This window comes from Ruegeria sp. EL01 (genome assembly GCF_900313035.1).
In the GTDB taxonomy this organism is placed as follows: domain Bacteria; phylum Pseudomonadota; class Alphaproteobacteria; order Rhodobacterales; family Rhodobacteraceae; genus Ruegeria.
Map to the genome: position 1 here is coordinate 165860 of NZ_OMPS01000044.1, position 14775 is coordinate 180634.

The window sequence follows — 14775 nt, forward strand, 5'->3', positions numbered from 1 at the left end:
TGCGAGGCTGACGACAAAGAGGAGGGCGTCATGCACCGCTTTGTATTAATTTCAATTACTTACATAATTTCGCTTTTCAGTTTGCCCGCCGCTGTTTCAGCACAAAATGTGGTGCCGGAATTTCGGTATATCACCACGCGGGACGCAGATTTCTATGGCTCGGACCTGGATGCGCTGTTTGATACGGACCTGAAGTCCTGCATTCGGGCATGTTCCGCAAATGCGCGCTGTACGGCGTTTACCTACAATACGCGCTCGGATGCTTGCTTTCCCAAAAGTGGCGTGTCCCGGCAAGACCCTTACGAAGGCGCGTTGTCTGCACAGAAGATTCCAACCACTGATCAGACACTGACACTGGCCAAATCGCGTGCAACTGCTCTCGATGATCTAAGCGCTGCGGATTTTGATAGCGCAGCACAACAGGCCCGCGATCTGGGCTTTTTGCACAATGCCGATGGGCGCGACCTGAGTGCCGTTCTGGACGCGGCGCGCAATGCCAGCAGCGTGACACAAGCGATGCAATGGACAGGCATTGCCGTATCCCTTGGCGATGCACCCGATCTGTGGATCGAATACGCGCGGCTTTTATTAGCCATGAACCCGTCAGGCTGGAACGAAAAACGTGATCTGCGCAAAAGGGCGGTGAACGCCGCGTTGAACGGATATCTGCGGTCTGATGACCCCGGCGCGCAAATCGCCGCCCTGATGACACTTGCAAACGCGCTGGAGGAAGTTGAGCGCGGCCGCGATATGATCCCGGTCCTTAGGCTGGCCGAACAGGTTCAACCACGCGAAGACGTGTTGGCGGCGCTGGATGATGCAATTGGAAAATACGGCTTCCGCGTTATGGACAGCGCCGTCGAAAGCGACGCGGCCCAACCCCGGATCTGCGTCGAATTCTCTGAACCGCTGGTCAAAGCCGGTGTGGATTATGATCCATTTGTGCAGCGCAGCGATGACGGGCTTGTTGTGCAGGTCGATGGCACCCAGCTTTGTGTTGATGGTGTCGCGCACGGCCAGCGGTATCGCCTGACCCTGCGCGAAGGTCTGCCAGCGGCCTCCGGCGAATCCCTGAACCGCAATGTGGAACTGACCCACTACGTGCGCGACCGCGCGCCGTCGGTGCGGTTTCCGGGGCGCAGTTATGTATTGCCAAAGTCAGCCGATGCGGCTTTGCCGGTCGAAACGGTCAATGTCTCGGAACTGGACCTGATTTTGCGGCGCGTTAGCGACCGCAACCTGTTGCGGGCTGTCCAGCAGGATTACTTTGGCCGCCCGCTGTCTGAATGGCAGGAACGCGCGTTTTCTGACGAGATTGCCGAAGATATCTGGACCGGCACTGCCGAAGTCTCAAACCAGCTTAATCAAAGCATGACCGCGCGCCTGCCGATGGCCGATGCGATTGCGGATCAGCCAGCTGGTATCTACGCGCTGACGGCCCGGGTTCCCGGGGCAGATCCTTATGACGATCCCGGTGCGACGCAATGGTTTGTGCTGTCCGATCTGGGTATCAGCACGGCCCTGGGCACCGATGGGCTGCACGTCACGGTGCGCGGATTACACGATGCCCAGCCACGTGATGGGATCGAGGTCTCGCTGATGTCAAATGCCAACGCGGTCATTGCCACGGCGCAGACGGATACCAAAGGTTACGCCCGGTTTGAGCCTGGCCTGACACGCGGCACCGGGGCCAGCGCCCCTGCGTTCGTCATGGCCTCGGACGGTGACGTTGATTTCAGCTTTCTTTCCCTGACCGACCCTGCTTTTGATCTGTCTGATCGCGGCGTCGAAGGCCGCGCACCCGCCGGTCCGGTGGATGTTTTCATGACCACCGACCGCGGCGCCTATCGCGCCGGAGAGGTGATCCACGTCACGGCCCTGTCCCGCGATGACGAAGCACAAGCCGTAGAAGGGCTGACTTTGACCGCCATTCTGTATCGCCCCGATGGGGTTGAATACCGCCGCGTTGTCTCGGACGGAGGCGTCGCAGGGGGTCACGTCTTTGCCCTGCCCGTCGCGGTGGACGCGCCGCGCGGCACCTGGAACATTGAGGTCAAGTCAGACCCAAAAGGCGACGCACTGTCGCGTCAGACCGTTCTGGTTGAAGACTTTCTGCCGGAACGGATCGATTTCGACCTGTCACTGCCCGATGCCCCTCTGCACCCCGGTGATATCCCCCCATTGCAGATCGACGCCCGTTACCTGTTCGGGGCCCCCGGTTCGGATCTAACGATCGACGGACAAGTCGTCGCACGCCCGGCAGAAACGGTGCCCGGCTTCGAGGGCTACCGCTTTGGGCGTTACGATGCCGAGGTTTCCACCAAGAGCACCTATTTCGGCGACGCCCGAACTGATGCATCGGGGCAAGCCACAATTGCAATCGAAATCCCGGTGTTGAAGACCGGTGGAAAACCCATCGAAGCGACCGTCATCGCACGGCTGGCTGATGGATCAGGTCGCCCGGTCGAACGAAGTTTGACGGCTGCGGTTCAACCGCCCCAGCCAGTAATCGGGATCAAACCGATGTTTGAAGACGTGATCCCCGAAGGCTCCGAGGCCGCGTTTCAGATTGTTGGCCTGTCCTCGGATCTTACGCCCAGCCCGATGCGGCTGCGCTGGACGCTGAGCCGGGTCGAGACGCGCTATCAATGGTATCAACTCTATGGCAACTGGAATTGGGAGCCGACCACAAGACGCACACGTGTGGCAACAGGAGAGGTCGATTTCACTTCGGAGCCGCTGGCGCTGACCCAACCGGTCGATTGGGGCCGGTACGAGCTGGTCGTACAACGTATCGACGGCACCTATACCGAGACAGCGGTTGATTTCTATGTTGGCTGGTTTCAGGCCGCCGATGCGTCGACCACACCAGACCGGCTTGAGATGTCGCTGGACCGAGATAGTTACCTGGCTGGCGACACGGCGCAGCTGCGCATCGTGCCCCGCATGGCAGGTGTGGCGCAAATCGACGTGCTGTCGAACCGTTTGATCCACCGCCAGATGGTCGAGGTGCCAGAGGGCGAGACCATCATCCCCATTGAGGTCACGCAGGATTGGGGCGCTGGTGCCTATGTTACCGCGACTTTGATCCGCCCCATGGATGTCGCTGCCGGGCAGAACCCGGCACGGGCCATGGGCGTGGCCCATGCCACTGTCGATCCCGTGGGCCGCAAGCTGGACGTATCCATCGACGTGCCCGAAGTCAGCGCGCCTCGTCAGGCGCAAAAAGCCCTAGTCAGGGTCGAGAATGCGGTCGAAGGCGATCCGGTTTGGCTGACCCTAGCTGCGGTCGATGTGGGCATTCTGAACTTGACCGGGTTCGAAAGCCCGAACCCGCAGGGTTATTATTTCGGCCAACGCCGTCTGGGTGTGGAGCTACGCGATGTCTATGGCCGTTTGATCGATGGCATGAACGGCGCAATGGGTACTGTTCGGTCCGGTGGCGACAATGACAGCCGCATGCGGCGACAATCTCCGCCGCCGACGCAAGACCTGATGGCGGTGTTCAGTGGCCCTGTTGAGGTTGGTGCGAACGGAAATGTCGAGATCGACATCCCCCTCCCCGCTTTCAACGGCACTGTCCGTCTGATGGCTGTCGCATGGTCGCGCGCTGCGGTCGGGCAGGGTGAGGCTGACATGATTGTTCGGGATCCGGTGATCGTCACCGCCAGTCTGCCCCGTTTTCTTGCCCCCGGCGATCAAAGCCGGATGCTGCTGGAGATCGTCCATGCGGACGGCACAGCAGGCGAGATGGCGCTTGGGTTGACGGCATCGTCAGAACTTGAGCTTGGCGCCGCGCCCGCCAGCTTCGCGCTCGACCAAGGCGGCAAAGCTGTGTTCGAGGTTCCAATCCGCGCCAATGCAATCGGAGACCCCGAAATCAGCGTTTCCATCACCACCCCAGATGGGCGCGACCTGTCGCAGACATTGCGCATGCCGGTGCGCGCCAATGATCCGGTTGTGGCCCTAACCCGGCGGTTTGCGCTTGGTTCGGATGACAGCTTCCTGTTCTCGCAGGATGTGTTCGACGGGTTCCAACCCGGCTCGGCCAAAGCCATCTTGTCGGCCGGGGCACTGGCAAAATTCGACACGCCCGGTCTGCTGGATCAGTTGAACCGCTACCCTTACGGCTGCACCGAACAGATCACCAGCCAGGCGCTGCCGCTGCTGTATCTTTCATCGGTCGCGCAAGCTACGGGGTTGGGCGACGGCCCGGTGGTTGACAAGCGCATTGCCGACTCGATCCGCAGCGTCCTGACACGGCAAGCGGCAAACGGGGCCTTTGGCCTGTGGCGGGCTGGCAGTGGTGATTTCTGGCTGGACGCCTATGTCACCGACTTCCTGTCGCGCGCCCGTGCGCAAGGCTATGTCGTTCCGGATCGCGCCTTTGCCCAAGCGATGGACAACCTGCGCAATCGCATCAACTATGCCCCGGATTTCGACGAGGGCGGGCAGGACATCGCCTATGCATTGATGGTTCTCGCACGCGAAGGTGCGGCCTCGATGGGCGACCTCAGGTATTACGCGGATGTCAAAGGCGGAGCTTTCGACACGCCTCTGGCCGCGGCACAGCTCGGCGCGGCGCTGGCGTCCTACGGGGATCAGACGCGCGCCGATGCGATGTTTGCCCGCGCTGCACAAATGTTGGCTCAGCGACCGGCGCAAAACCAAACCTATTGGCGCGCGGATTACGGCAGCACCTTGCGAGACGCGGCCGGTTTGCTGACACTGGCCGTGGATGCGGGCAGTGAGGCCGTTGATCGCGACGCCTTGATCCAACGGGTTAGCGCCGGGCGGTCTCACCGCTCGACACAAGAAGCCGCGTGGTCGCTGCTGGCCGCGCATGCGCTGATCACCGACCCGACTGGGTCCGGCCTGTTGGTCAATGGTGCACCGGTTGCAGGCCCGTTCGTTGAGGTTCTAGAGACTGGTCAAGATGAAGAACTGAACATCACAGCCACAGACGGCCAGCCCACCGACATCACTCTGACAATCACTGGTGTTCCTGATGTGCCACCCGAGGCTGGCGGCACCGGTTACGCCATCGAACGCCAGTATTATTCGATGGAGGGTGACGCGCTGGACCTTTCGACCTTCGCAGTGGGGGATCGTTTTGTGACCGTTCTGACCGTCACACCGTTTGAAAACGGCGGCGCACGGCTGATGGTGGACGATCCGCTGGCTGCAGGGATTGAAATCGACAATCCCAACCTGTTGCGATCTGGCGATGTCAGGTCGCTGGACTGGCTGAACCTGTCCGAGGCGACGCACACGGAGTTCCGTTCAGATCGGTTTCTGGCGGCGGTTGACCTTTCAGGCCGCGAGACCGTGACTCTGGCTTACGTGGCCCGTGCGGTCACTCCTGGTGACTTCCATCACCCGGCAGCGTCGGTCGAAGATATGTACCGACCACAAAACCGCGCACGCACCGATACGGGTCGGGTCGTGGTCAGGTGAGCGGCAGAACAGCCATAGCCACCGCCCATTGGCGACGGTTGGACGTGCAAGGCACGGATCGCTGCACGCTGTCGCGGCTGGACAATGGCTGGATGTTGGTTGGTCAGGCCACGTGGCATGAGAATGGCGCCGACAACATGCTGACCTATGATGTGCGTTGCGCCATGAACTGGCACTGCCTATCAGCAGATGTCAGCGGCGAGGTTGGCGGGCACGACGTGGCCCTGCGGTTGCGATGCACCAATCAGGGTTGGGCTTTGAATGATACGCTGCAGGATTGCGGCGCAGAGTGTCTGGATCTTGACCTGAGCTTCACCCCTGCGACCAACCTTTTTCCCATGCGCCGTGAAGAGATAGGCCAGGCCCAAAGTGCCCGCATCAAAGCGGCCTGGTTGAAGCCCGACCTTGTGTCGATGGAGCGGCTCGATCAGGTTTATACTTGGCTGTCACCGGGTCTGATCCGGTATGGCTCGACCAATCATCAGGCGGACTTGTCTGTTCATCCTTCTGGCTTCGTCACCCATTACCCTGGCTTGTGGGAAGGATGGATCGATGCCTAAGACCACCCGCCTTTTACTTGTGCTTGCAGGTTTGCTGTACCTGTCAGCATTCACGCGGGATCGGGTCGAAAGCTGGATCAACGCCACAGTTTTGCCGCCCGTGTTGGCCGAAACCTCGGTCGAGATGCGTGACCGCAACGGATCCCTTCTGCGCGCTTTCCCGGTTGGAGATGGGATCTGGCGCATGCGCCCCGGTCCGATCGATCCGACCTTTGCAGATATGCTGATCCGGTATGAGGATAAACGGTTCTGGTCCCATGCCGGTGTTGATCCGCTGGCCATGGTTCGCGCCGCGGCGCAGACCTTGTGGAATGGGCGCACGGTGTCGGGTGGATCGACCCTGACCATGCAGGTCGCACGGTTGATCGAGGACGGATCAACCGGACAGTGGAGCGGTAAAGTCCGCCAGATCAGGGTCGCCTTGGCGCTGGAACAACGTCTGAACAAGCAACAGATCCTGAACCTGTATCTGACTCATGCGCCGTATGGCGGCAATCTGGAAGGCATTCGCGCGGGCACGCGGGCATGGTTCGGCAAAGGCCCGAACCGTCTGACACCCGCGCAGGCTGCCCTTCTGGTTGCCCTGCCCCAGTCACCCGAAGCCCGTAGGCCTGACCGAAACGGCAAGACAGCTCGTGACGCGCGCGATCGCGTCCTGCGCCGAATGCATCGCTACGGGACCCTTTCAGAGCCAGAATTACACAGCGCCTTAACTGAAGCGATCCCTTTGCAAATGAGGCCGTTCCCTCGTCTGGCCCCTCATTTGACTGAACGTGTACGCCGTCAGCAATCCGGGACCCAAACACTTGATCTGACATTAAACGCCCAGCTGCAGGCGCGGTTGGAACCCTTGGTTGCGCAAGCCGCTACGCGCGCCGGGCCCAGCGTGTCAGGGGCACTCGTCATTGCGGATCATCGCAGTGGCGAGGTTCTGGCCTCCGTCGGCTCGGCGGGATATCAGGATGCCCGTCAAGGGTTTGTGGACATGACGCGCGCACTTCGCTCGCCGGGATCGACGCTAAAGCCGCTGGTCTATGGGCTCGCTTTTGATCAGGGTCTGGCGCATCCCGAAACTCTGATCAGTGACAGCCCCGTGATGTTTGGTCGCTACGCGCCGCGCAATTTCGACGGCGTATTCCGGGGCGATGTGCGGGTTCGCGATGCATTGCAAATGTCGCTGAACATCCCCGTTGTCCGGCTGACGCACGAGCTTGGCCCTGCCCGCGTGATGGCAGCCCTGCGAAAGGCCAGAACCGATCCAGAACTGACGGGTGGCAGACCGGGCCTAGCTATATCGCTCGGCGGTGTCGGGCTGAGCCTGCTTGATCTGGTCCAACTTTACGCCGCATTGGCGGCCGGTGGGCAAGGCCCCGTGCTGCACCACAGAGCGTTGAGCCAGCCGGGACAAACTGAGCGCGTCCTATCGAACACATCCGCCTGGCAGATTGGCGATATTCTTGCGGGCCTGACACCCCCACAAGGTGCATCATCGAAGGGCCTGGCCTACAAGACCGGTACATCTTACGGGCATCGGGATGCCTGGGCCATCGGGTTTGACGGCCATCATGTCATCGGCGTTTGGTTGGGTCGTGCCGATGGAACCCCGGTTCCAGGTGCATTTGGTGGCGATCTGGCCGCGCCTTTGCTGTTCGAAGCGTTTGGACATTTGAAGCCCGAATTCACTCCGTTGCGCCCGCCCCCGCCTGCAACCCTAATGGTCGGCGCGGCTCAGTTGCCACCACCTTTACAGCGCTTCCGCCCGCGCGCGGCTGTGTTTCAGGACAACGCGTCTGCGCCCCGGCTGTTGTTTCCCCCGGAAAACGCTTTGCTAGAGACTGATGGAGCTGCCCTGACCATCAAGTTACGTGGCGGAGTCAGCCCTTTTTCTTTGCTGGCAAATGGGTCGCCTGTCACAACGGGTCAATATCACCGCGAATTCGAGATACCAAACCCGGGTCCGGGTCACGCCGCGTTGGTCATTGTTGACGCACAAGGCCAATCTGACCGCGTCACCGTGCGTATCGACTGACCTGAAGCCTCAGCGCCGCCCTTCACGCAGCCAGCCACCCAGCAAAAACCCACCGGCCAAAAACAGGACCAGCCAAGGCGGCAGCAAACCGGCTTGCGTGACATCACGGGTTTCATACGCGTCACGCGGGGTCAGACCAATCCAACCACGCCCTGCCGCAGGTCGGCCTGCGCGCACATTGCGGATCGACGGCAAGCCATCTTCCAACCGCACGACGCCGCCGCGCAAGCTGCTCAGAACCGGGTCCAGAATTTCGCCGGTGGCAATCGTATGCTCGAATTCGCGCGGTGCGGCAGGACCAAGGCCAATCACCGCCATATGGTCGCCTTCCTCAAGGCGATACAGGCCAATTTCAGGGCCAAAATACTGCGCCTCAAAACGACCTGGGGAGGCTTCGTCCAATGTGATCTCAAGCGTTTCACCGTCCGGACGGGTAACAGTCACCGGTCCAACCTTATCTTCAAGGGTCTGGCGAATGATCCGCATGGATTGCCCGTTGGCCTCGGCCCACAGGGCTTCTTCCTCCAGCTCGGGTTCTTTCATCATCCAATGCGCCAACCGCCGCAACATCTCCAACTGCGGCCCGCCACCCTCGAACCCACGGCTCCACAGCCAGGCATGGTCCGACGCAAGCATGGCGACGCGGCCTTCGCCCACACGGTCCAACACCAAAAGCGGGCGTTCATCGACGCCGGTCATCAGAACCTCGCCGCGGCGTTGGTTCACGTCGATCTGTCGCAACCATGCACCCCAGTTTTCGGAGTCACCCAGATTGGTGGTCACAGGGTGACGGTGGCCCAAATCACTGACCATCGGAACAAAACGCTCTTCGATTACGCGTGCCGTTGGTTGAGCAGGCAGGATCGGAGCGAGAGGAGACCGGAAGATACTGTCGGCGGTGGCAAAATCGGGACCAGCCGCGATCAGGACGGCACCGCCGTCATTGATATAGTTGGTTACGTTATCCAGATAAATTGCCGGTAGGATACCACGTCGCTTGTAACGGTCGAAAATGATCAGATCGAAATCGTTGATCTTTTCCAGAAACAGCTCGCGTGTCGGAAATGCGATCAGCGAAAGCTCGTCGACAGGTACGCCGTCCTGCTTTTCAGGTGGTCGTAGGATGGTAAAATGCACCAGATCAACAGAGCTGTCGGATTTCAACAAGTTGCGCCAGGTGCGCCCGCCGGGATGCGGCTCGCCCGAGACCAGCAGCACACGCAGACGATCACGCACGCCGTTCATCTGAATCAGCGCGGTGTTGTTGCGGTCGGTCAACTCGCCCTCGGACTGCGGAACCGAGAATTGAATAACGTTGCGCCCGCCATGTGGAAGCGTAACCGGCAGTTCAACATCCAGACCGATGGGAATGCTGAACTCCTCGGGTTCCCCGCCATCCACTGAAATCTCCAGCGGTGCAGTCGTGGCACCAGCGGGAAACGCACCGCTGTCTTCAACGCGCAGTGTCAGGGTCACCGGCTCACCGATAATGGCAAAGGCAGGGGCATTGCGGACGATCAGCCGACGGTCCCAATCGCCTTCGCGGCCGGTTTGCAGCAAATGCAGGGGCGCAGGCAGGTCAGGCGCCTGATCGACGTCGTGAACGATGCCATCCGACACAACAAGGATACCCGCGATGCGCGCGCGGGGTTCTTCGGCCAGCGCGGCGTTCAGTGCCGTCATCACCTGCGTGCCTTCGTCTCCGTCACTGTCGCCAACGCGAATGCGGCGCAGTTCGGTGTTGTCACGCGATTCAATTTCTGCGGCAAGATCTTCGGCCGCTTGTGTTGTCTGCTCTGCTCGGTCTGAAAGCGTTTGACTGGCGCTTTCATCCTCGATCATCAGGACGATATCCGTCAGCGGCGCGCGGTCTTCGGCCTGATAAACCGGGCCAGACAGGGCAGCGATCACCACCAGAGCCGCCAATCCGCGCAGGGCCCAACCCGACAGGCCGCGCCATACGGCGAGCACGAAGCCCGTAGTGGCAATCCCGGCCACAGCCGCAAGAATTGGCCACGGGATCAGCGGGTCGAATATAACGGTTCCGGTCATTGTCCCAACCTGTCCAGAAGGGCTGGCACGTGAACCTGGTCGGATTTGTAATTGCCCGTCAGCACATGCATCACCAGATTGACGCCAAAGCGATTGGCAAGCTCGCGCTGCCGCTCACCCGCATACCCGCGCCCCACGGGCAATAGGGCCTGTCCGTTGCGGTCTACGGCCCATGCTCCGGCCCAGTCATTGCCACCGATCACCACCGGCGTCACGTTGTCGTTGAGATTGCGGAAGGGCATGCCTTCGATCTGTTCGGCGTCCTGAGCTGCCGCTTCAACCCAAACTTCGGTCCCTGAATACCGGCCTGGAAAGTCCTGCAGCAGATAAAACGTCCGCGTCAGAACATGGTCGCGCGGGATTGGCTCTAACGACGGGATGTTCAGCGGACCAGCCAGCTGCTGCAGCTTTCTTCCGTTGGGGCTGGAGGCTCCAAAACCGGCAATATCCGCATCGCGCGTGTCGAACAGGATCATGCCACCCGACCGCAGATAAGCGTTGAGCTTGGCATAAGCTTCGGTCGAAGGCTGCCTCTGGTCCGGAGTAATGGGCCAATAAAGCAACGGGAAGAACGCCAGTTCATCTCGCTCAAGATCCACGCCGATGGGGTCGGCCGGTTCAACTGATGTCCGAAAGTACAGCGTCTGGCCAAGTCCACGCAGCCCAGCCTGGGCGATATCATCCACCTGCCTGTCGCCTGTCAGAACATGTGCCAGCACCAGTTCATGCGTGGCAGCAAGGGCAAAGTCAGTGTCCTCGGACGTCTGCGCCTGCGCTTCCGGTACTACCAGCAAGGCGCTAAGTCCGATTGCGGCGGTGCGAGCCAATCCCAATCGACCCGAAAGCGCCAGCGAAGCGATCACATCCACTGTCAACAGGATCAATGCCAGGCTCAACAGGATGCCCCCAAGTGGTGTCTCAACGGTCACTTCCTGCCCCTTGATCGGTACATCGGCGGGCCATTTGGCAGGGGTCAGCACGGCATCCTCAGACAGCACATTCAGCGCCAGTTTCTGTTTGCCGCTTTCATACAACCCCGGGCGCAGGTCGGGCCCGGTCTGGCCGGAGACCAGCTGAACGCCGTCCACCCCGGCCAAGGTACCTGCATCCGACAATGTCCCAAACCCATCTAGGGTTTGGATCGGCTCCCACGTGGTGCCCTGCAGCTGCGCCACTTGCCGCGACTTCGCTGCCGAGGCCACGGCAAGACGATCCAGCATTTCAACAAACAGACCCGACAGTGGCAAGCTGGACCATTCCGCATCCGCCGTGACATGGAACAGTACTACCTGTCCCAAGCCCAGCGCCTTGCGTGTCACCAAAGGCGTGCCATCCGACAGCGACGCAATCACCCGATCGGCCAGATTGGGGTCCGGTTGCGCCATGACCTGGGTTGTGACGACGACATCGTCCGGTATCTGTAAACCAAAGAAGGGCGAGTTTTCCGGGAAGGGTGCCAAGGTCTTGGCCTCGCCCCAGCTCATCGCGCCACCAACCGATCGGCCACCGCTGCGCAATCGTGCGGGCAACAGGGTATCTTCTTCATCGCGCCCCAGATCACTCGCCGCCATCCGAGGGCCCGCAAATCGCAGCAGCAGACCGCCTTGTTCAACCCATTCAATCAGGTCGGCTTGTTCTGTGCCGGACATTTGCGCGACATCAGACAAGACGATAACGTCCGGGTTGGCTGGCAGCACCTCGAGCAGACCACCGTCGACAAAGTCTGCCGTCGGGATCAGAACCTGGGTCAGATAGTGCAGGGGTGAAAGCAGTTCCAACCCTTCGCGATTCACCCTTCCTGCAATCAACGCAACTTCGCGCCGCCGCAGACTGTCATCGGTCAGGGTCACCGCACCGGCAGAACGCTGTCCCTGAATCTCGAACCGGGTGATCCGGGCGCGCAGCTCTGAGGGCAACGCCAATTCTATTTGCGCCTCAGTGGCGCCGCTTTCAAAGGTCAGTTCGACCGCGTGCAGAACCCGGGCCGTGCCTGCAGGGTCCCGGCCCTGCGCCAACACCGCCACCGTTTCCATCGGCCCCGGCTCCCCACGCAGAATGGTCAGTTGAATGAGACCATCCTGATAAGACGCAGGCAAAACTGCCTTGGCTGGCGCAGGCCCACGATAGACAGTGACCCCACCACGCGCTTGCAGCGCTGACACCATTTGGTCGTGGCCATCATAGTCTAGCCGGTCGCTGAACCAATGGGTATCAAAGCTACCTTCAACCTCGTTCAATGCACTCAGAACCTGTTCAAGCTGCGGCTCTGTTGGCTGCCAGGGGTTTGGGGCCAGGCCCGGCAAGCGACCGCGCCACGCTTCTGCCGCCTGAAACACGGGGGGTTCCGGTTCTGACAAACGCAGGATGGAAACCGGGCGTCCGGCCCGCCCAGCCTCGGCCAATTGTGCGTCGATCTGATCCAACGTCGATGACCAGCGCGACGCACCAGCCCAGGTGGCGTCCAGCACCAGCAGCAATGGTCCAGATCCCGCCTGATCGCGCGACGGGTTCAGGACCGGACCGGCCAGCCCGATGATAATCGCAGCCGCGGCCAACATGCGCAGCAACAGTAGCCACCAGGGTGTCCGGTCCGAAACGCTTTCGTCATCCTTGAGGCCCAGCAGCAGTGTAACAGCGGGGAACAACCTGCGGATTGGTGCCGGTGGCACGGCCCGCAGGATCAACCACAGGATCGGAAGGGTCAAAAGACCCAACAAAACCCACGGCGCCGTAAAGCCGATGCCCGCCAGAACCGTCATCGCGTTCCCCCGTCCAGCGCCCGATAGAGCCACAACAGGGCCGCCTGAGCACTGTCGCCAGTATGGTGCAGACCCAATCGCCAACCGGTCGCGCGACACAGCTGCGTCAGCGCATCCTTTCGCCGGGCAAGACGATCCAGATACCGCTCGCGCAGTTCACCCGCCTTCAGTGTCTCGTGCCGAACGGATCCGCCCACGCTTTCGAAAATGGTTCGCCCTTGATACGGAAAGGTCTCTTCGCCGGGGTCCAGGATTTGCAAGACAACGCCTTTGACGCCCCGGTCAGCAGCTTTGGTCAGCGCAAGTTCAACCTCATCCATCGGGCCAAGGAAATCCGAAATGAACACAGCGCGCGCATGAGGGATCATTGCGCGGTGTTCGGGCGGGGCATAGTCGGTCTGTTCGTCTTTGGACCAAGCCTGCGCCAATCGAATGATCTGGGCATTGCCTCGCCGTGGCGGCAAAGTCGTTCCAGTCAAACCGACCCGTTCGCCGCCGCGCGCCAGAAGGATCGCTGTGGCAAGGCCCAGCAACCGAGCTCGGTCGGCCTTTGTTGGCAGGGTCTTCTCGGATGCAAAGCGCATCGATGACCCCTGATCCACCCACAGCATGATGGATTGCGCAATTTGCCATTCCCTTTCGCGCACGAATTGCTGATCACCCCGGGCCGAGCGGCGGTGATCGATCATCCGACGGCTGTCGCCAATCTGCGCCGGACGGTATTGCCAGAAATCATCGCCCATACCCGAGCGTCGTCGCCCATGATCGCCCAACAGAACGGTTCCGGCCAGATGTTCGGCCCGCGCCAATAGGGGCGGTAGCCGCGATGCCTCAGCCTCGGATCTTTCGCGAAGGGTCAGCGCCGCATTCACGCCGCAGCCTCGGTCCGGATCAAACCAGCCGCGGTCGAGTCGATCAGATCGGCAAGGCTGTCACCCCGCGCACGCGCCGCAAAGTTCAACGCCATACGGTGGCTGAGCACAGGTCGCGCCATGTCCAGCACATCTTCGGCATTAGGCGCCAGACGGCCCTGCAACATCGCGTTGGCCCGAACAGTCATCATCAACGCCTGCGCCGCCCGCGGACCAGGGCCCCAGGCAACAGTTTCAGCGACCCGATCTGAAACACCGTGTTCTTCGGGGCGGAACGCCCGAACCAGATCAAGGATCAGTTCGACCACAGACTCCCCAACGGGCATCCGCCGCAGCAAGGTCTGCGCCGCCAGCAGGTCTTCTTTGGCGAAAATCTGGGACGCTTCATCCTCTTCGATACCGGTGGTGGCCAACAGGATATCCTGTTCGGTCTGGCGGTCGGGGTAATCTACGTCGATCTGCACCAGGAATCGATCCAACTGCGCTTCGGGCAATGGATAGGTGCCTTCTTGTTCAATCGGGTTCTGCGTTGCCAGGACGTGAAAGGGAACACCCAGCGCGCGATCCTCGCCTGCGACCGTCACCGTCTGTTCCTGCATCGCCTGCAGCAGCGCCGATTGCGTCCGGGGGCTGGCGCGGTTGATCTCATCCGCCATCAACAGCTCGCAAAAAATCGGGCCGGAAATAAACCGGAAATGGCGGCTGCCATCCTCGGCCGTGTCCAGAACCTCGGATCCCAGAATATCGGCGGGCATCAGGTCAGGGGTGAATTGAATACGGTTGCCATGTAGCCCCATGACGGTCGACAGCGTTTCAACCAATCGCGTCTTGCCCAGCCCGGGAAGCCCGATCAGCAACGCGTGACCACCGCACAAAAGCGCGGTCAGGGTCAGATCCACAACCCGCTCCTGCCCGATAAAGCGGCGGGTGATCGAGGATTTGGCCTCTTGCAGCTTGTTTTCCAGCGCTTCGATCTCGACGACGAGGTCGGCGGGTTCGGTCATGACTTTCCCTTCCGTGGACTATTATAGTTGAAGTGTATCGCG

The 14775-nt window shown here is 60.9% G+C and carries 7 protein-coding genes; 3 read left to right on the forward strand and 4 right to left on the reverse strand.

Features of this window, described 5'->3' with window-relative positions; genetic code table 11:
* Nucleotides 1-30: 30 nt before the first annotated feature.
* Genes D9K61_RS18960 through pbpC form a run of 3 tightly spaced genes read left to right on the forward strand, consistent with a single transcriptional unit; the run spans nucleotide 31 to nucleotide 8046 of the window.
* A complete protein-coding gene (locus D9K61_RS18960; RefSeq protein WP_120634862.1) occupies nucleotides 31-5457 on the forward strand; it encodes an alpha-2-macroglobulin family protein in 5427 nt (1808 codons plus the stop codon).
* Complete coding sequence (locus D9K61_RS18965; protein WP_120634759.1) at nucleotides 5454-6017, forward strand: putative glycolipid-binding domain-containing protein; 564 nt, start codon at nucleotides 5454-5456, stop codon at nucleotides 6015-6017. Before D9K61_RS18960 ends, D9K61_RS18965 begins: the two co-directional genes overlap by 4 nt.
* A complete protein-coding gene (gene pbpC / locus D9K61_RS18970; RefSeq protein ID WP_120634760.1) occupies nucleotides 6010-8046 on the forward strand; it encodes a penicillin-binding protein 1C in 2037 nt (678 codons plus the stop codon). The genes D9K61_RS18965 and pbpC overlap by 8 nt, the downstream gene beginning before the upstream one ends.
* A gap of 9 nt (nucleotides 8047-8055) precedes the next feature.
* Here the strand turns inward: pbpC and D9K61_RS18975 are convergent, their stop codons facing one another.
* Genes D9K61_RS18975 through D9K61_RS18990 form a run of 4 tightly spaced genes read right to left on the reverse strand, consistent with a single transcriptional unit; the run spans nucleotide 8056 to nucleotide 14733 of the window.
* Entirely contained in the window at nucleotides 8056-10098 is a 2043-nt protein-coding gene (locus D9K61_RS18975; RefSeq protein WP_120634761.1) for a hypothetical protein, read from the reverse strand.
* The gene (locus tag D9K61_RS18980) at nucleotides 10095-12857 is read right to left on the reverse strand and encodes a DUF4159 domain-containing protein (protein WP_120634762.1); all 2763 of its coding nucleotides are present in this window, start codon (nucleotides 12855-12857) and stop codon (nucleotides 10095-10097) included. Before D9K61_RS18980 ends, D9K61_RS18975 begins: the two co-directional genes overlap by 4 nt.
* The gene (locus tag D9K61_RS18985) at nucleotides 12854-13729 is read right to left on the reverse strand and encodes a DUF58 domain-containing protein (RefSeq protein WP_120634763.1); all 876 of its coding nucleotides are present in this window, start codon (nucleotides 13727-13729) and stop codon (nucleotides 12854-12856) included. Before D9K61_RS18985 ends, D9K61_RS18980 begins: the two co-directional genes overlap by 4 nt.
* Nucleotides 13726-14733 carry a MoxR family ATPase gene (locus D9K61_RS18990; protein ID WP_120634764.1) on the reverse strand — a complete coding sequence of 336 codons (1008 nt, stop codon included), beginning with the start codon at nucleotides 14731-14733 and terminating at the stop codon, nucleotides 13726-13728. The genes D9K61_RS18985 and D9K61_RS18990 overlap by 4 nt, the downstream gene beginning before the upstream one ends.
* Between the last annotated feature and the right edge of the window lie 42 nt (nucleotides 14734-14775).